This is a genomic window from Robbsia sp. KACC 23696 (assembly GCF_039852015.1).
GTDB lineage: Bacteria > Pseudomonadota > Gammaproteobacteria > Burkholderiales > Burkholderiaceae > Robbsia.
This window is the reverse complement of record NZ_CP156626.1, coordinates 1,320,831-1,339,450: the sequence shown is the minus strand read 5'-3', so window position 1 is coordinate 1,339,450 and position 18,620 is coordinate 1,320,831. Positions and strand designations below refer to the sequence as shown.

Genomic DNA, 18,620 nt, shown 5'->3' with positions numbered 1-18,620 from the left:
GGCACACGAGGTGGGCGAGAGATGAACTACGAACAAGCGCGTTTCAACATGATCGAGCAGCAAATTCGGCCGTGGGAAGTGTTGAATCTGGACGTACTCGACCTGCTGTCGGTGATCAAGCGAGAGAATTTCGTACCCGAGGCCTACCGCAATCAGGCCTTCGCCGATCTGGATGTGCCACTGCCGCACGGGCAGCACATGCTGTCACCGAAGATAGAAGCGCGTATCCTGCAGGAGCTGGCAGTGCGCAAGCACGAACAGGTACTGGAAATCGGGACAGGCTCCGGCTATATGGCGGCCTTGCTGGCGGCGCGCGCGCAGCGCGTACTGAGCGTCGAGGTGCATGAGGACATCGCGGCCTTTGCACAGCACAATCTGATCGCCAACGCCGTGGCGAACGTCGACGTGGCGGTGGGCGATGCCGCGCGCGGCTGGGAAGCGGCGGCGCCCTACGACGTCATCGTCGTATCGGGCGGTTTGCCGATCCTGCCGCAGGCCCTTCTGGAGCAACTGAAGGTCGGCGGCCGGCTATCGGCTTTCGTCGGTGACGCACCGGTCATGAAGGCACAGATCGTCACGCGCCTGAGCGAGACCGAATTCCGCATTGTCGAGATTTTCGAGACCTACGTCGCGCCGTTGGAACACGCGCTGCAACCGCCGCGCTTCAAGTTCTGACCTGCCAGTCACGCCCACCGTGCGCGGGGATCGAATCGGATCCGTGCGTGCGGGAGAAAAACGCAATGCACGCGGCTGACGGCAACGTCGGCCTCTACGGATGAATTCGATGGAACAACTCGCCCCGGCCGCACTGGCCGAACGTCTGGCCGATCATTCCCGCCCGGCTCCGATCCTGCTCGATGTTCGGGAACCGTGGGAAATTCAGACGGTATCGTTGCCGAACGTCACGGCGATCCCGATGAACCAGATTCCGGCGCGTATCGATGAGCTCGATCCGGAAGCGGAAATCGTCTGCGTTTGCCACCACGGCGGGCGCAGCGCACAAGTGGCGATGTTCCTGGGATCGCGCGGTTTCACGCATCTCTACAATCTGCAGGGCGGCATGGACGCCTATGCCCGGATCGTCGATCCGAGCCTGCCGACGTACTGATCGCGCTATTGCCGGATTGCGGCGATGAGTGGAGTATCATGCGGCCTCTATGACTTTTTACGGCCCACCCGGTCTCTCCCCCCGCCATGGCATTGAAAGCCACCATCCATAAAGCGGAACTGGTGATCGCCGACATGGATCGCCCGTATTACGGCGATCATGCACTGACGATTGCGAAGCATCCTTCCGAAAACGACGAACGCATGATGGTGCGGCTGATCGTATTCGGCCTGCTGGCCTCTGAATCGCTGACCTTCACAAAAGGCCTGAGCGATGCGGACGAGCCGGATCTGTGGCAAAAGGATTTGACCGGGCACATCGAGAAGTGGGTCGATATCGGACAGCCCGACGAGCGTCGCATGACGCGCGCGGCGGCACGTGCGGATCTGGCACTGGTCGTGGCGCATGGTGGGCGCGCTGCCGATGTCTGGTGGCAGCAGAACGAGAACAAGGTATCCCGGCTCGACAAGTTGGAAGTCTGGAAACTCAACGACGACGTGCCGGGTGCCTTGATCGAATTGGCGGCGCGCAGCATGCGCCTCTCGTTGAACCGCCAGGATGACCAATTGTGGGTCAGCAGCATGGATAGCGACACATCGGTGCTGGTGGAGTGGACCGTGTTGAAGGCGGCTCGCAACGGTCAAACGCGCTAGACTGTTGCGAATGGTGCGCTGTAGCGCCGACTTCAACCGATCAGGAGCTTGTATGACTTCCCCAACGTCCTCCGCCGCCAACGTCTTTGTCGTTATCGCCGAATTCACCGTAAAAGCCGGTCAACTCGACGCGTTCTTGAAAGTCGCTGCCGGCGATGCCGATGGCTCTTTCAACAATGAGGAAGGCTGCCTGGCGTTCGACGTGCTGGTGTCCGAGGACGATGAGACGCGCGTGACGTTCCACGAGGTCTATCGTGATCGTGCGGCGTTCGAAGTGCACAAGACGCAGGCGCATTACCTCGAATATGCGAAGAACGCGCCGCCGCTACTCGACGGTACACCGACGGTGCGGTTCTATCTGTCGAAGCCGCGCGCTTGATAAGACATCGGCAGTGGCGCCGGCGCTTTAACGATGTGCAACGCTCGGAGATCCATTTCCAGCTTGCCTGCGCCGGTCAGTCCGTTTATGATGTTGAGCTTCGCGGGCGTCGTATAATGGTAATACCCTAGCTTCCCAAGCTAGAGCCGTGGGTTCGATTCCCATCGCCCGCTCCAGATTCAAAAGGCCCGGAAGGCCTGTCAGATAGGAAATCCTATGTGGCGAGCCTTCCGGGCTTTTGTTTTTCTGGCCCGTCCTGAAAACGATTATCCGTAGACCCCCGAGGCGAAACGATTCCCTATCTAAGATAGACTCATAGGCGTTTCGAATAAAACCAACGGAGACGCGTCCCATGGCGCACGGCAATCTCGACAGGCGGAGCGAGGGCCTGGACGCTGCATCGTCGGTGACGATGCGCTTCGATCTCGTCGAGCTGGAAACCTTTCTCGTCGTTGTCGAGTTGGGCAGCTTCAGTGCCGCTGCGAAGCGCCTGCACATCTCTCAACCGTCGGTGACGAGCCGCGTGCAACGCCTTGAATCCGCCCTTCGCGTACGCCTTTTGATACGCACCACGCGGCATGTCGAACCGACGCCTGCCGGCAAGCGGCTAGGCGCCCGCGCCGAAATCGCCTTGCGCGACCTTCGCGGGCTGCTGCAGGAATTCCAGAACGATGCCGATGCCGCGCGCCTGCGCGTCACGATCGCCGCCACGCCGATGATCTCCGCCGTCATGCTGCCGGCACTGATCCATTCCTTCTGTCAGCGTTATCCCGACGTGCAGATACAGCTGCGCGATGTCCAATACGAAGAGGTCGTCGCGAAGATCGAAGCCAACGAAGCGGATTTCGCCGTGGTCGCGTTCGACAATGAGTCGAGTAAGCTCAGCTTCCAACCGCTGACCGAAGAAGACATGCTCGTCGTGGCGCCGAGCACCCACCCGTTTGCCCATGCCGGCAATATCACACTGCAACAACTCGCCCAGATGCCGCTGATGCTTCTAGAGCGCTACTCGCTGCTGCGCGATACCTTGAGTGCCGCCCTCACGGCGCATGGTTTGTCATTGCGCCCCATGCATCAAGCCAGCAATCTGAGTACCTTGCTCGGCATGGTCGATGCCGGGCTGGGGGCCACCTTTTTGCCGCGCTCGATGGCGCAACGCTACGCGCGCGACACACGTGCGACGCTCCGGGTGACCGACATCCGTCTGCAGCGTCGCTTCGGCATCCTGCGTTCGCGCGACGCCGTTCTAAGCGCGGCTGCCCTCTGTTTCTTGGAACATCTCCAAACCAATTTCGGCGCCGCGATGATCGACGACGTTACGCCGGCATAAGTGCATAAGGCCCACACACCATGGTGCATACCTGTTATCACTGATACGCCTAGCCTATCAAATCGGCATTTATTTGTTTTTTCGATCAATCGATTGCGACATCGAAATTGTCCCGGTGCGTGCTCGCTTCTACACTCGATGTATGGACGGTGGGCATGATGTGCCTTAATCAAGCCGACCAGAGCCGAGCCGAAATCCGGAGACGTTTCATGACATTAAAAGACAAACAAGCTTTTCGCGATGCGTTGAGCGCCTTTCCCAGCGGCGTCACCATCGTCTCGACGACCGATGAAGACGGCCGCCATTGGGGCTTCACTGCCAGCGCGTTTTCGTCGGTTTCGATGGAGCCGCCGCTCGTGCTTGTCTGCATCGCCAACACGGCCGATTCGCATCCCGCCTTCGTCAAAGCGCAACGCTACACGATCAACATTCTGTCGAAGGGCCAGCACGACATCGCCATGCATTTCGCAAAGAAAGGCGCGGACAAATTCGGCGGCCCGCACGCCTTCCGCTTTGGCACGGACGACGCACCGCATCCCCCCGTGCTGCCAGGATCGAAGGCGGCGCTCGTCTGCACCGCGCACGATGTGTACGAAGCCGGTGACCATACGGTGCTGATCGGTGCGCTCGAGTCCGTCGAGCTGGAGGACGCGGAACCGCTGCTCTACTACAACCGCGCTTTCCGTAATATGGAAGATCTTCCTGACGCCCCCCTGCCCTGAGGCACCGCTCATGAACGCATTCCGTTTTACCACCGTTCCCTCGCTGATCGTCGAGTACGGTGCCGCGCGTCGCTTGGGCGCCCTGCTGCGTGAACACCATTCTGATCTGACGCGCCTGGTCCTGGTCACGGATCGCTTTCTTCGGGAAAGCGGCTTGATCGCGTCGGCGCTCGACAGTCTTGCCGCGCATGGTTGGCAGACGACCGTCATCGACGACGTGATCGCCGACCCGCCCGATCACGTCGTCCGCGATGCCGCCGAGCGGGCAAAAGCCAGCGCGGCGCAGATCGTCGTCGGCCTGGGCGGCGGCTCCTCGATGGACGTCGCGAAATTGATCGCCGTGCTCTGCGCCTCGGCGCAGCCTTTGCACGAGATGTACGGCGTCGGCAACGTCCACGGTCCACGCCTGCCACTCGTGCTGATGCCGACCACCGCCGGCACCGGCTCCGAGGTCACGGCGATTTCGATCGTGACAACCGGCCAGACCACGAAAAGCGGCGTGGTATCGCCGCTGCTCTACGCCGATCTCGCCCTGCTCGACGCCGAACTCACCCTGGGCCTTCCGGCAGCGGCAACCGCCGCGACCGGCATCGATGCAATGGTCCACGCGATCGAGGCTTACACCTCGACGCGCCTGAAGAATCCCCTCTCGGACATGCTCGCCAAGGAAGCGCTGCGGCTGCTGCATGCAAACCTGCTGACCGCCTGCCGCGACGGTCGGGATCGCGCGGCACGCGAAGCAATGCTGTTGGGCGCAACCCTCGCAGGACAGGCGTTTTCGAATGCCCCTGTCGCCGCGGTGCACGCACTGGCCTATCCGCTAGGCGGGCACTTCCACGTCCCACACGGCTTATCGAATGCCTTGGTGCTGATGCCGGTCCTACGCTTCAACGCCGAAGCCGCCGCGCCGCTGTACGCGGAGCTGGCCGACGTCATCGGGCGCCCGGTGGCGGCCAACGCTAGCGCGGCGGCAAAGACCGACGCTTTCATACAGGCCATGGAGACATTGGTCATTGCCACCGGCATTCCCCGCACGCTGCGTGAAGTCGGCGTGGAAACAGGCCATCTACCGATGCTCGCCGCGGACGCGATGAAGCAGCAGCGCCTGCTGATCAACAACCCGCGCGAGATGACGGAGCCGTCGGCGCTTGCGATCTATCAGGCCGCGCTCGACCTAACAGCCAGCCAAAGTTCGCCCAGAAGGCCAGCATCGTCGACTGCCACATCAGATCGTCCGTCTGATTCTTGGTGATCAGGCCGACGAGCAAGGCCAGGCCCGCACACATGATCCAGACATTGCCGCCCGCGCTAAGCGTGGCGCGAAACATCATCGAGAACAACGCACATTGCAGTACGAGACCGATGATGCCGACCTGCAGCACTGTGTTGAGGAACAGGTTGTGCGCATGCGTGGTGGCTTGCGGCTCCGCCGTGGTCAGCCATTGCGGCGCTTGCGCGCTGTAGGTGCGCTTCGGCAAGCGTTTGCCGAATCCGATGCCCAGCAACGGCCGATCTTTTACTTTGTCCAGATAGAAACGCCATATCAACGGTCGCGTGTCTTGCGAGACGATGGTTTGCAGTGTCGGGGCGATCGACATCCCATGCTCGGCGGTAATCGCCACAGGGGGCGCCCGCTCTCTACTGGAATAGACGATCATCAACACGGCACACGCACCTAATACGGCAGCCGCGCCCATCGCCCGAGCCCAATGCCGCCTCAGTACGGGCCAATAACCCACCACCAGCACGCATGCCGCGCTCACATAAAAAAAGCGATTCAGCGTGGCAAAGCCTATCGCCAACGCGCAGATCAGACCGAGTACGCCCAGCACGCGCGTTTCGCGCCGGGCGCTCCATAGAATAGCGATCGGCAACACAAAGAGCGGGATCGTACTCGCCTGGCCGACTCCGCCGTAGTAATGCAGCCAGCCTAGTTTTGGCTGCTCGCTCGGCAGCGAATGAAAACCGATAAGGCTCATCGCCGCCAGCAGCAGCGAAGCACCCAACCAACTGAATTCGACCCAGCGCGCCGCGCCCGTGGCGATCTCGGGCGGACCTGCGGCAGGCGCCTGGCAAGCGCCGGCTTGCACGCCGCCCCGCCCCGACGCCAGATGATAAAACCCAATGAAAATCAGAAAGGGGTAGCCGATTTCATCGAACCATCCGGCTGCGCTGAGACGAGGATCGGTCGACCATAAAAGCGAGACTGCCGCCCATCCGGCCCATGCACCAAAGGCGCAGAGGAGATAACACGGCGGGAAGCGGATCGCACGCACACGATTACGCGCTTCGATCCCGATCAGCCCCAGCGCACATGCCATCAATCCGATATCCATGTACACCAGAGCCGTCACATGCCCGAACATCACGCCCCATGCCATCACACATGCGCTGAATAACAAGACGCCGGTTGCGACTGACTGCTGCATGCGACTGAATCCAATAAAGTGCCAAGGCCGAGCTGAACAACGTCCAACGCAATACCGCTCATACACAATGCGCCGGTCGGCGCGCGATTGATGCATTCATCCAGCGCGCGATCGCAGCGACGGGCCCAGCGCACCGGACTGCTGAATATCTTCTGCTGGTTCCGACAAGGCAACGGTTCAAGCGTCTGGGTGGCATAGGGAACATCGGCCCAGAATTCACCGGCACCATGCACCAGCACGCTCCCGGGCCCGAAGAGTGCCAACGTCGGCACCTCGACCATCCGCCCTAGATGGGCCATGCCGGTATCAGGGCATACCAGCGCGCGCGCATGGGCGAGAAGCTGCCACTGTTGCCCGAGATTTAACTGGCCGGCGTAACTCGAAAAATGTCCCTCGGGATCGATCTCCCGCACGAGCGACACTTCGCTATCGAGTCCACTCCAGACCACGCGCATGCCCTGCGCTTCCAGCGAATAAGCCAGCGACCGCCATCGCGACGTTACCCAATGCTTGACGTCACTGCTCGCGCCAGGATGCAGTACGACATAGGGGGAACCCGGCAAATCGAAAGGGGCAAAAAGAGGAACCGGCCATTCGTGCTTGGCGTAACGCGGCGGCGGCGGCCCCTCCACCAAGCGGGCGACGATGTCACCCCATGCGCCCGGTGTGGGCGGATAGGGTCGCAGCTCATCGATGGGCCGACGCTTCCAGGCAGGCATGTCGGCATCCTGCGCCACGATCCACCGACTCCCGGCAGCGAGGGCAAGCCAGGCATACCGGTTATCGCCCAGCACGAAGGCCAGGTCGTAAGGACCACTTGCGATAATGTCGGCGACGGTATCGCCGTCACGCGGTTCGTATGGCAAGACGGTAATGCCGTACGGCTGCCCCGCGAACAGCGAAAGCAGCGACGGGGAACACGTGAGCGCGATATGCGCATCCGGATAGGTCAAGCGCAGCTTTTTTAGCAAGGGCGCCAACAAGAGCGCGTCACCCAGTCGCAATCGATGCACGATCAAAATACGCGCGATGTCCGTGGGACGCCGACGTCTTGCTTTACAGAAAACGCCTGGAAACACGCTACGTAAAATGCGAATACGCCCCGTCAAACGACTCATGAATGCACTTCTCAAAGGTTCGGCGATATCCCTGCGAGCGGTTGCGCCGTCAGGGGGCCTTACAGCGAGGCGAATATCTCCTACCCTGGATTCAAGCGGTCGAATGCGCTTCCTTGCGTCACCTTACAATAATCGGAAAACCAACTCTCCCGATATCTTCGGGAATTCGCTTTTTACGACGGCTATGAAGCAAATTTGAGATTTCTCTCAATCGATACGGGCGACGGGTTGCGCAGGCAGGCGAGGATGGGCACGTGCCAAGAAGTAGCACGTCCTGATGAGGTAAGCGAAGGGAGAGGATCGTCGCGGCGCGACGACCGTAGTCACGCCGTCTTCAGGAATTCCGCTAAAAACGCGACGGTCCGCGCGGTGGCGCCGCGATCCTTTTCCGCGAATTGACGCGCGGCCAAGCCCATTGCCTGGCGGCGACTGTGATCGCGCAGCAGCGACGCGACAGCATCACCCAATGCATCCGGCGTCGCCACACGCATCGCGGCACCCACACCAATCGCATTGGCACTGGCCTGCGTGAAGTTATACGTATGCGGCCCCACCAATACCGGCGTGCCGGCGGCAGCCGCTTCGATCAGGTTCTGGCCGCCGGTCGGCACCAGACTGCCACCGATAAAGGCCAAGTCCGACGCGCCATAGTACGCGGGCAACTCCCCCATCGAATCGCCGATCAATACATCGACATCCTCCGGAAGCACGTCGCGCGGTGCGCGCGAGGGTGCCCCTTCCGCCCACTCGGAGCGACGCACCGTCTTGTACCGCGCCGACGCCAGAGCGTGCACTTCATTGAAACGCTGCGGATGGCGCGGCACGAGAATCAGCAAGGCACGCGTCCCATCCGGTCCCGCACGATCGTCCGCGGTGCCTGCCCCCATCGGCGTGAAGGCACGCGGCGCCGCTTCCGTAACGCGCGTCGATGCGGCAACCGCTCCCGCTTCGTCCCGTTCGACCACGGCCGCTTCCGCGATCGATGTCGGCGCCACCGTGGCTGCACTCACTACCGCGTGGTCCGCATCGATCACCTCGGCGTGATGCGTCGTTGGCACCGCCTGGGTCGCGTGAGCAGACGCCGATGCCGATGCCTCGTCGACGACTGCGCTCGCATGCCGCCATGCCTTCGCCGCCTCGCGTTGCCGCGCGAAGGCATCCAGCACCAGCGCTTCCTCGCCTTCGCGCGTACTCGCCGCCACCCACACCGGGCGATCGCCGATGGCCAGACGCCAGCGCGCGCCCGCATCGATCAACGAGGTATCGCACGGCACATCGAATTTGAGATTGCCCAATACGGCGGTACGCCGCGCGCCCAATTCCTCCAGGCGATGCGCGTCGGCTTCCGTCTGCGCCAAGACCGCGCTCAGACCGGCGAACACGCTACGCGCCGCTTCACCAAAACGTTGCGCCCGACGGAAGGACTTCTCCGACATCCGCCCGTTCACCATGACTAGCGGCACGCCGGCCTGCGCGCATTCGTCGATCAGCGTCGGCCATACTTCGGTTTCCATGACCACGCCCAGTGTCGGACGCTTGCGCTTCAGGAAGCGACGCACGGCACCGCGCATATCGTAGGGGAGATAGCATCGCGTCACCCGATCGCCGAACAAGGACACATTCGTGGCACGGCCTGCCGGCGTCATGCACGTGACCAGCAGCTCCGCATCGGGATGCGCCTGACGCAGCGCATCGACCAGCGGCTGACTTGCACGCGTCTCGCCGACCGATACCGCATGCACCCAGATCAGCGGCTTCGCGTCTTTCCGACGCGTGACGAAACCGAAGCGTTCGCCGATATGGCGGATATAGCCCGGCTCGCGTCGGGCGCGCCAGATCAGGCGGCACACCGCCACCGGCGCGGCAAGCCACCACAGGGTGCGATACAGCGCTCTCAGCAAATGGACGGATGGGGATGGCATCGGACATTCCTCCTCGGCGGAAAGCGGGTGGTTCGAATCGGCCGCTCTCGCGCGGCGACCGTCATACAAGGACCTTGCCTGTCAGACGTTCAAGGACACCCAAAGGGGCACACGCCGGTTCGACCATCGACGCAGCCGGCAAAAAGAACGTTTGTTCCATCATGAACTGGCCGGACATCACGGCGTGCGAAGTTTGATCCGAGAAACACACCCATACACAGCCCGGCGGAAAACGCATTTCCTCCTGCGCGCAATGCTGCTGATACTGGAGATCGGCCTTCATCGCATCATGCAAACCCAGCATCAAATGGTCGTACGGCGTACGGCGTGATTTAGTAATCCGCAACGTCTCGAGCAACCACGCACTGCCCGGCTTCTGCGCGGGGATCTTTGGAACGAACGTTTTAGCGACATCGTCGAACGCTTCCCCTACTCGCCACACCCGCGGCTCACCCACAGGGTTTACATTAGCAAACACGCGCAGGATTCGTTCCCCATGGTTCGGGCGCGACGGAAAGGCATCCACATGCAGGCGACTATCGTCGGCACGCCATGAGGTTTTACGCGTTTCCACACGATGCAAACGCAAGCTGGTGGGAGCCGCGCGCAGCTTGCCGTCGTACTCCGGCAGCAAACCGCCGATCAAGCCGCGCGCCAAGGTTTGATAGCGCGCGATCAAGCCGCGCACGCGCGCCTGACGGCTGTCGTCGCCGAGCACGCCGACCAGACGTGAGCCATCCGGCGAGAGGCTGATGTTCTTGCGTTTGGGATCGGCGATGGCGGGATCGAGCAGCGATCGCTCGTCCGCATCCAGTGTGAAAGCGAGATGGGGGAAATACAGCACGCGGCCACGTTCCAATGCGGCCACCACATCGGTCCGCGGTGCGGACAGGCCATTGGCTTGCCAATCGCCTTCGAGAGTCAATATTTGCGAAGCACTCATGCTGCTGCCTGGAAAGTCGGGGAAACCATAGCGGATCAGGCTGCAGGATAGCCGATTCCGGAACGGCCGACCAACCGCCCCCCTTCGTGTCACCGTTTATGGCTGCAGCGCAGACGCGCGACGGTAAGTCGGGGGGCGTGCCTGATGGCGACATAGCCGTGTCGGACGCGCACCGCGCCGACACGGCGGCTGCAGGCGAACGCATGACATCGCGTCGCCGTCGCAGCCGTGGTTCAAAGCAAGCCGAAACGGCTGACGGCTTGTTTCACATCGCTGAGATGCGGCGGGCGATTCGCCGCGCCGATCTCGACGACCTTCGTCGACCAATAGCCGCCGGTCCGCCAGGCGGTCGAGAAGTTGTACAGCTCGACGGTAGGCCGGCGCAGCGCCGCCGCGATATGGACCAAGCCCGTATCGACGCCGACGACGGCCGCTGCCCCATCGAGCAAACCGACCACCGCATCGAGCGCCAGCTTCGGAGGCACCAGCGCGGCGTCGCCGAAATGGCTGGCGATCCGCTCGCTGCAGGCTTTCTCTTCGTCATTGCCCCACGGCAGCACCAGCGATGCACCGCGACGCGCCAAGGCCTCGCCCAGCGCGATCCATTCGCTTTCCGGCCATTGCTTGTCCTTGCGTGAACTCGCATGGACAAAAACGACGTAGGGCACCGGCAGATTCAGACCGAGCTGCGCCAGGGCCAATGCACCGGCGTCGTGATCGAGACCGAAATCGATTTCAGCGTGGTCCGCGCCGGGCGCCGGCATGCCGAGCGCGCTCGCGACCAACTGACGCGAACGTTCGACCACGTGCGTACGACGTTCGATTTGTACCGATCGCTTGTAGAAATAGCGTGCCGGCCATTCATAACCGGCACCGTCGGTGCGATTTCCGAGCCCGATTACCGGCCCGATACCGCGGGAGGCGATCCAGGCCGTCTTTATCAAGCCTTGGCAATCGATGATCGCGTCGTAGCGCTCCGCGCGGAACGTCCGTTTGAACGCCGCGTATTGCGTCCGCGTCGTCGCCGACAGCGGGGAATGCCGCCAGCGCCGCAGCGCCACCGGGATCACCCGGCGCACGCCGGAGACAAGTTTGACCAGATCGACGAAGGATTCTTCGACGACCCAATCGATTTCGGCGTCCGGATGGTGGCGCAGAATATCGGCGACGACGGGCATGTTATGCACGACGTCACCCAGGGAGGACACCCTGACGATGGCAACCTTCAGTCGAGGGCGATGCGGATCGGTCATGCGAGCGGAGAATGCGAGAGGAACGACCAGAAGCGGGCAGCGAACGGTGCGCCGCCAGCGTGCGCTTTTGCACGCGCTTCGCGGAAAGGGGAGATTCTACCGCCTGCGACTGGTCGCAAACGGGAATTTTTCGCGCTGTCCGGGGAAACGCCCGACCAGCCCGTCACGCCCGCGGCCGAATGCCCGACATCGGCGCCGGCCGGGGCAGGACGCGCGATCAGAACGGTAACTTGACGTCGGACCGCTCGGCCAGGATAACGCGACGGAAGTCGTCCTGGATGCGCTTCAGCGCTTCTTCGGTGTCGGCTTCGAAGCGCAGCACGACGACCGGCGTCGTGTTCGACGAACGGGCCAGACCGAAACCGTCCGGATATTCGACACGCAGACCGTCGATCGTGATGATGTCGTCTGCACCGGTAAACTTCGCGTTCGCCCGCAGCTTGTCGATCAGCGCGACGTTCTCGCCCTCTTCCAGCTTGATCTGCAGTTCCGGCGTGCTCAGCGATTCCGGCAAGTCGTTCAACAGCTTGCTCGGGTCGCTGACGCGCGACAGGATTTCCAGCAGACGCGCGCCCGTGTACAGGCCGTCGTCGAAACCGTACCAGCGGTCCTTGAAGAACACGTGGCCGCTCATTTCGCCGGCCAGCGGCGCGCCCGTTTCCTTCAGCTTGGCCTTGACCAACGAATGGCCGGTCTTCCACATCAGCGGATCGCCGCCGTGCTTGCGCACCCACTTCGCCAGGTTACGCGTGCACTTGACGTCATAAATGATCTGGCCGCCCGGCGTACGCGAGAGGATTTCCTCGGCGAACAGCATCAGTTGACGGTCCGGATAGATGATCTTGCCGTCCTTGGTCACCACGCCCAGGCGGTCGCCGTCGCCGTCGAAGGCGAAGCCGATTTCCATGTCCGACGTTTCCAGCGCGGCAATCACGTCCTGCAGGTTTTCCGCGTGCGCCGGATCCGGGTGATGGTTCGGGAAGGTGCCGTCCACATCGCAAAACAGCGGCTTGATCTCGGCGCCCAATGCCTTGAACAGCTTCGGCGCGATCGCGCCCGCCACGCCGTTACCGGCGTCGAGGACCAGCTTCATGCCACGTGCCGGCTTGATGTCGCTGACGATCCGCTCGATGTATTCGTCGGTGATGTCATAGCTTTCCAGCGTGCCCGACCCGGTCTCGAAACGCTCGTCGACGATGCGTTGATACAGGCCCTGGATGGCGTCGCCATAGATGGCTTGACCGCGCAGCACCATCTTGAAACCGTTGTAGTCCGGCGGATTGTGGCTACCGGTCACGACGATGCAGGAATCCACATTACGCTCGCCGCCTTTCAGCTTCAGCGGCACGTTGGTGGCGAAATAGCCGACCGGCGTCGGGACCATGCCGATGTCGACCACATCGACGCCTGCCGCTTGCAGCCCTTCCGCCAGCGCGGCGGACAGTTCCGGACCGGACAAGCGACCATCCCGGCCAATTACGACCGCGCTGCCACCCTGGGCGCGCACATCGCTGCCGAAAGCCTTGCCGATCTGACGGGCGACGTCCGCGTCCAACGTCTTGCCGATCACGCCGCGAATGTCATACGCCTTAAAAATCGTCTTGGAGATCATTGCTTGCTTTCACCTTTATTGGAAATGTCATCGGTAGCGCGAACCGTCGCGCCGCCTGAGCGTGCCCCTTCACCTTACTCTTTCAATATAATCGCGGATTGTGGATCGTCCGTGACCTGTATTGAATTGTTACAGCTTGCGGTCACCCGAAATAGCAGGTCGATAGTTATTCTATGCGAAGCCAGAAGGCCTCGTCGCTCGTCGGCAAAAAACCATTCCATCATGACGCGACGGCCCGAAAATGCCGTCTACCAAGGCATCCGTTGAAGGCTTCTCCCCGCGTGCGACATACCGCGCCCGATACCGCCACCGCCGCCGTCCCCTCGGGCGCGGTGCGCGCCGCCGCGCATAACCTTTTCTGGCTGGCAGCCGAGCGGCTGACGCAGTTGGGCGTCGCCATCGTCGTATCGGGCCTGCTTGCCCGCTATCTGGGCGCGGACCTCTTCGGCAAGTGGCAGTACGCGAACACGCTGCTGACGGTGGTCGCACCGCTGACCTGGATCTGTGGCGCCGAGATTCTGGTGCCGGCGATCGTCGCCGCGTTGCACGCGCGAACGGATCCGGTCGCGGCGAAAGCGACAGACGCGTCACAGTCGGTCGCCCGGACGCCCGGACGTGACGCCGACGCCGACGCAAACGCCTCGCCCCACCGCCGCCCCCCGATGCTGGGCACCATCCTCGGCAGCGCGTTCGCCTTGCGCTTCGGCGTGTCCGCGATTGCCTTGCTGCTGGTCTGGGGCGCCTTGGCCGGGCTGGTTTTCGGAATGGGCCCAGGCGCGACGGACATCGATCCCCAAGTCGCCGCCATGCTCGCGGGGCTGGCCGCGACGATGCTGTTCCGCGAGCCTTTCGGCGTTATTTCCACCTGGCTCCAGGCGCGGACCTATTCCAAGCCGGCCCTGGTGCTGAGCCTCGGTACGGCCCTTGCCAAAGCCGTGGTGCTGGCGCTGCTGGTCAAGCTGGCGGTCCCAGCCGGCGCGCTCGGCTGGCTCTGGGCGGCGGAATCCGCCGTCATCGCCGCAGGCCTCGCCCTCTACTACCGTCGATTCTGGCGCCGTCATCCCGTCGATGCACAAGATCAGGCCGTCCGCGCGGAGATTCGCTGGCGCGTCGATGGGGGCCTGCTTCGCACTTATCTGCACTCGGGGGCCGTGTTCTGGATCGGCCTCGTCTGCATGTACGTCTTCATGAAACTCGACCGGCTGGTGCTTCAGCACTATGCCGACTATGCGACGCTCGGCCGTTACGCCGCCTCGCAGCAGTTGACCGAAAACTGGATCACCGTCGCCTTGATGCTCGCGCAGACGGTGGGACCGGCCTTCATCTATCGGGCAGAAAACGCCGCTGCGCTGCAACGCAATCTCTGGCGGCTCCTGACCCTGACGCTGATCGCCATGAGTGTGGGCGCCCTGCTGCTGTCGGCGGCCGCGCCCTGGATCGTGCGGCTCGTCTTCGGTCCGGGCTTCGATGCCGCCGCCAGTTATCTTGCCTGGGCAAGCTGGATCGGCGTGCTGGCCGGACTCGAAGCCATCGCCAATCTGATTGCGTTGAAGTTTCAGGCGCGGCGACTGGTCCTGGGCAAGTGGCTGACTGCAATGGTGTTGGCCTTCGGCGTCGATATCGCGCTGGTGCCGCACTATGGCGGCTATGGCGCGCTGGCCGGGCTGGCTGTCGGCTACGTCGCCGCGTTGATCGCCGATCTGCGCTTTGCGCGCAGCGCGATCCGGCGCATGCGGCTCGTCGAGCAGCACGCGGTCGCCGACGCACGTGCGGGCCTGCCGGGCGCCGCCTTGCACGCCGGCCCCGTCGAGACGCCGGGCGGCGACGCTTCTACTACGGAAACACGATGAGCGATTTGCTTCACCCCGCACAGTTGGACGTGCTGATGCCGGTGTTCAATGCGCAGGACGACGCCTGGCGCACGTTGGCGGCGCTCGACGAACCGGCGCTGGCGCGCGTGCGGGTGCTGATCGTCGACGACGGCAGTACGCCACCGTTCGTGGCGCCGCCCACATCGACGCTTGCCGCGAACGTGCATATCGACATCCTGCGCCTGTCGCCGAACGGCGGCATCGAGGCGGCGCTGGCGGCAGGGACACAGGCTTTGCTGGGCGATTCGGCGGCGGTCAACGCGGCGCACGCGGCCGACGTGACGCACCTGGCGCCCGCGTCGCACGTGACGCACGTTTCCCAGCGGGACGACTTGTCCCAGCGGTTTATCGCGCGCCTCGATGCCGGCGATATTCCGCTGCGGGGTGCGCGAACGGCGCAACTCGCTTATCTCGCGGCACATCCGCGCGTCGGCGCGATCGGCATGGCCGTCGATGTGGTGAATCGCGAGGGCCTGCGCCTCTACACGCTGCGCCCCCCGCTCGATCCGGAGACGATCCGCCGGCAATGTTTCGCTCGGAGCTGTTTCATTCATCCGGCGATGACAATCCGCGCCAGCGCCTTGGCGGAGGCCGGCGGATACACGGCCGACTATCCCGCTGCCGAAGATCTCGATCTGTTTCTGCGCATCCTGCGCCGCCACGATTGCGCGAATCTGCCCGATATCGGCTTGCGCTATGAGATCAACGAGCAGGGCATCAGCGCGACGCGACGCCAGCGGCAGATCGACTCCACGCTGCGCTTGTTCCGCCGCGAGTGGACGCTGACGCAAGCGGCGAATCCCTATTACTGGCTCGGTATCGCAAAACACGTCGTGCATCGCGTGGTGCCCTATACCGTGCTGCAAGGAATCAAACGCACGTTGTTCGGCGGCGGCACGCGGGGGAGTGCCGCCCCCGCGGCCCCCGCGTCGACAGCGGCTTCCGCAACGAACGCGTCCGATACCGCGCCGCGCGCCGCGATCCCGTCCCCTGACAAAGCTGTCGCTGGATTGCATCTCTGCCTGGTGTCGAACACCGCCTGGTCGATCTACAACTATCGGCAAGGCCTGCTGCAGACGCTACTGGCGCAGAAGGTGCGCATCACGATCATTGCGCCGGAAGACCGGACCTTCGCGCTTTTGCGCGAAATGGGCTGCGCGTGCCTGCCGCTCAAGATGGCGTCCAAGGGCACGCGCCCCTTGCAGGATGGCGCCACGTTGTTGCAGCTTTACGGACTCTATCGGCGCCTCCGACCGGACACGGTGTTTCATTACACGATCAAGCCGAACATTTACGGCACGTTGGCCGCCGCGCTCGCGCGGGTGCCGTCGGTCGCCGTCACCACGGGCCTGGGCTATGTTTTCCTGCACGACACGCCGGCGGCACGGGTCGCCCGTGCGCTGTATCGGATGGCGTTCCGCTTTCCGCGTGAGGTCTGGTTTCTAAATCCCGATGACCGTAGCGCTTTTCTCGACGGCAAGCTGCTCGCGCATCCGAAGCGTGCGCGCTTGTTGCGCGGGGAAGGCGTCGATCTGCAGCATTTCGCGATGACGCCGCCGCCCGCCCGCCCGCCCTTCCGCTTCCTGTTGATCGGTCGTTTGTTATGGGACAAAGGCGTTGGCGAATATGTCGATGCCGCACGAAAGCTGCGCGCCGAATTCCCCGACGTCGAATGGCAATTGCTCGGTCCGGTAGGCGTCGAGAACCCGTCGGCCATCTCGCGCGCCGAGGTCGATGCCTGGGTGGCGGAAGGTGTGATGACCTATCTGGGCGAGGCGCACGATGTCCGCCCCGCGATTGCGCAGGCCGACTGCATCGTTCTGCCCTCGTATCGCGAAGGGGTGCCGCGCACCTTGATGGAGGCTGCCGCGATGGGCCGCATCGCCATTGCGACCCGCGTTCCGGGATGCGTCGAAGTGGTCGAGGATCAAGTCAATGGCATACTGTGTGAGGTCCGGGATGCCGACGCATTGGCCGATGCCATGCGCGCGGTATTGACATGGCCTTCCGCGCGCCGACGCGAAGTGGAGCGGGCGGCGCGGCAGAAGGCGGAGCGGGAATTCGATGAGCGCGTGGTATTGCAGCAATACCAGCGCACGCTCTCGGACATCACGGGACGAACATTTTCGGTGGAGTACGACAGATGAACAGTATTGCGCAGACACAATCGGGTGCGAGTCAGGCTCTGGGCGGATCGGGGCGCGACAGCGCCGTGAAGGGACGCATCCTCGTCACCGGCGGCGCCGGCTATATTGGTGCGCATACCTGCGTCGAATTGATGAACGCCGGATATGACGTCGTGATCGTCGACAATCTGATCAACAGCAAGCGCGAAGCTGTCCGACGCATCGAACGGATCGTCGGTCGCCCGGTGACTTTCGTCGAAGGTGACGTGCGGGACGCCACCTTGCTCGATGGCATTTTCACCGCCGCGCCGATCACCGGCGTCATCCATTTCGCCGCGCTGAAGGCAGTGGGCGAATCGGTACAAAAGCCGCTCGCCTATTACCGCAACAATATGGAAGGCCTGCTGAACGTCCTCGATGCAATGGAGCGTCATAAGGTCAAGCACTTCGTCTTCAGCTCGTCGGCGACCGTCTATGGCGACCCCGCCTCGGTGCCGATCGACGAAAGCTTCCCGTTGTCGGCGACGAATCCGTACGGTCAGTCCAAGCTGATTGCCGAGCAGATCCTGCGCGACTTGCTGGTGGCGGACAAATCCTGGCGCATTGCCACGCTGCGGTATTTCAATCCGGTGGGTTCGCATGAGAGCGGCCTGATCGGTGAGGATCCGGCCGGCATCCCGAATAATCTGATGCCGTATGTTGCGCAGGTGGCCGTCGGACGTCTGGCGAAACTGCGCGTGTTCGGCGGCGATTACCCCACGCACGACGGCACCGGCGTGCGCGACTATATTCACGTCGTCGATCTGGCCCGTGGCCACCTGGCGGCGCTCGATGCCCTGGTGAAGCTCGACGACAGCTTTGTCGTGAATCTGGGCACCGGTTTGGGCTATAGCGTGCTGGATGCGATTCGTGCCTTCGAGGCCGCATCGGGCCGCCCGGTGCCGTATGAAATCGTCGACCGACGTCCTGGCGATATCGCCGCGTGCTATGCCGACCCGGCAAAGGCCGCCGAACTGATCGGCTGGCGCGCGGAGTATGATCTTGCCCGGATGTGCGTCGATCAATGGCGTTGGCAGTCGCAGAATCCGCACGGCTTCGCGGACGCGCCGGCCTGACCCCGTGTTTGTGCCGACGCCTTGACGGGCGCCGGCACC

The 18,620-nt window shown here is 63.0% G+C and carries 15 protein-coding genes, 1 tRNA gene and 2 pseudogenes; 12 read left to right on the top strand and 6 right to left on the bottom strand.

Features of this window, described 5'->3' with window-relative positions; all coding sequences use genetic code 11:
• The first annotated feature begins 21 nt into the window (after window positions 1–21).
• The 8 genes and pseudogenes from ABEG21_RS05540 to ABEG21_RS05505 form a co-directional block, all read left to right on the top strand.
• The gene (locus tag ABEG21_RS05540) at window positions 22–675 is read left to right on the top strand and encodes a protein-L-isoaspartate O-methyltransferase (protein ID WP_347556238.1); all 654 of its coding nucleotides are present in this window, start codon (window positions 22–24) and stop codon (window positions 673–675) included.
• A 109-nt stretch (window positions 676–784) separates the two neighbouring features.
• Window positions 785–1,108: a rhodanese-like domain-containing protein gene (locus tag ABEG21_RS05535; protein WP_347556237.1), complete on the top strand. Its 324-nt coding sequence runs from the start codon at window positions 785–787 to the stop codon at window positions 1,106–1,108.
• An 86-nt stretch (window positions 1,109–1,194) separates the two neighbouring features.
• Window positions 1,195–1,761 (top strand): YaeQ family protein, encoded by a 567-nt coding sequence (locus ABEG21_RS05530; RefSeq protein ID WP_347556236.1) that lies wholly within the window; start codon window positions 1,195–1,197, stop codon window positions 1,759–1,761.
• 52 nt (window positions 1,762–1,813) lie between these two features.
• Window positions 1,814–2,140: a putative quinol monooxygenase gene (locus ABEG21_RS05525; protein ID WP_347556235.1), complete on the top strand. Its 327-nt coding sequence runs from the start codon at window positions 1,814–1,816 to the stop codon at window positions 2,138–2,140.
• Window positions 2,141–2,242: 102 nt separating this feature from the next.
• Window positions 2,243–2,316: transfer RNA gene (locus ABEG21_RS05520), tRNA-Gly, on the top strand.
• A gap of 176 nt (window positions 2,317–2,492) precedes the next feature.
• Window positions 2,493–3,470, top strand: a complete 978-nt coding sequence (locus tag ABEG21_RS05515) for a LysR family transcriptional regulator (protein ID WP_347556234.1) — start codon at window positions 2,493–2,495, stop codon at window positions 3,468–3,470.
• A gap of 209 nt (window positions 3,471–3,679) precedes the next feature.
• The gene (locus tag ABEG21_RS05510) at window positions 3,680–4,192 is read left to right on the top strand and encodes a flavin reductase family protein (RefSeq protein WP_347556233.1); all 513 of its coding nucleotides are present in this window, start codon (window positions 3,680–3,682) and stop codon (window positions 4,190–4,192) included.
• 10 nt (window positions 4,193–4,202) lie between these two features.
• Window positions 4,203–5,360, top strand: a pseudogene (locus tag ABEG21_RS05505) (iron-containing alcohol dehydrogenase); the annotation flags it as partial.
• On the opposite strand, the gene ABEG21_RS05500 reads toward ABEG21_RS05505, so the two are convergent.
• From ABEG21_RS05500 to ABEG21_RS05475, 6 genes are all read right to left on the bottom strand, one after another.
• Window positions 5,305–6,171, bottom strand: coding sequence for an O-antigen ligase family protein (locus tag ABEG21_RS05500; RefSeq protein ID WP_347556644.1), 867 nt, complete (start codon window positions 6,169–6,171; stop codon window positions 5,305–5,307). The pseudogene ABEG21_RS05505 and the gene ABEG21_RS05500 overlap by 56 nt on opposite strands.
• A gap of 401 nt (window positions 6,172–6,572) precedes the next feature.
• A complete protein-coding gene (locus tag ABEG21_RS05495; protein WP_347556232.1) occupies window positions 6,573–7,739 on the bottom strand; it encodes a glycosyltransferase family 9 protein in 1,167 nt (388 codons plus the stop codon).
• Window positions 7,740–8,062: 323 nt separating this feature from the next.
• On the bottom strand, window positions 8,063–9,640 hold the full coding sequence (locus tag ABEG21_RS05490) for a 3-deoxy-D-manno-octulosonic acid transferase (RefSeq protein WP_347556643.1): 1,578 nt from the start codon (window positions 9,638–9,640) through the stop codon (window positions 8,063–8,065).
• An 82-nt stretch (window positions 9,641–9,722) separates the two neighbouring features.
• Window positions 9,723–10,604 (bottom strand): Kdo hydroxylase family protein, encoded by an 882-nt coding sequence (locus tag ABEG21_RS05485; RefSeq protein ID WP_347556231.1) that lies wholly within the window; start codon window positions 10,602–10,604, stop codon window positions 9,723–9,725.
• A 233-nt stretch (window positions 10,605–10,837) separates the two neighbouring features.
• Entirely contained in the window at window positions 10,838–11,857 is a 1,020-nt protein-coding gene (gene waaC / locus ABEG21_RS05480; protein ID WP_347556230.1) for a lipopolysaccharide heptosyltransferase I, read from the bottom strand.
• A gap of 217 nt (window positions 11,858–12,074) precedes the next feature.
• Window positions 12,075–13,469, bottom strand: a complete 1,395-nt coding sequence (locus ABEG21_RS05475; protein WP_347556229.1) for a phosphomannomutase/phosphoglucomutase — start codon at window positions 13,467–13,469, stop codon at window positions 12,075–12,077.
• 332 nt (window positions 13,470–13,801) lie between these two features.
• Between ABEG21_RS05475 and ABEG21_RS05470 the strand changes: the two genes are divergently transcribed.
• The 4 genes and pseudogenes from ABEG21_RS05470 to galE all read left to right on the top strand — a co-directional run bounded on the left by ABEG21_RS05470 (window position 13,802) and on the right by galE (window position 18,581).
• On the top strand, window positions 13,802–15,319 hold the full coding sequence (locus ABEG21_RS05470; protein ID WP_347556642.1) for an oligosaccharide flippase family protein: 1,518 nt from the start codon (window positions 13,802–13,804) through the stop codon (window positions 15,317–15,319).
• A pseudogene (locus ABEG21_RS05465) lies at window positions 15,316–15,573 on the top strand (glycosyltransferase); the annotation flags it as partial. The gene ABEG21_RS05470 and the pseudogene ABEG21_RS05465, both read left to right, overlap by 4 nt.
• A gap of 747 nt (window positions 15,574–16,320) precedes the next feature.
• A complete protein-coding gene (locus tag ABEG21_RS05460) occupies window positions 16,321–17,487 on the top strand; it encodes a glycosyltransferase family 4 protein (RefSeq protein ID WP_347556641.1) in 1,167 nt (388 codons plus the stop codon).
• Window positions 17,484–18,581 (top strand): UDP-glucose 4-epimerase GalE, encoded by a 1,098-nt coding sequence (gene galE / locus ABEG21_RS05455; protein ID WP_347556228.1) that lies wholly within the window; start codon window positions 17,484–17,486, stop codon window positions 18,579–18,581. The genes ABEG21_RS05460 and galE overlap by 4 nt, the downstream gene beginning before the upstream one ends.
• Window positions 18,582–18,620: the final 39 nt, after the last annotated feature.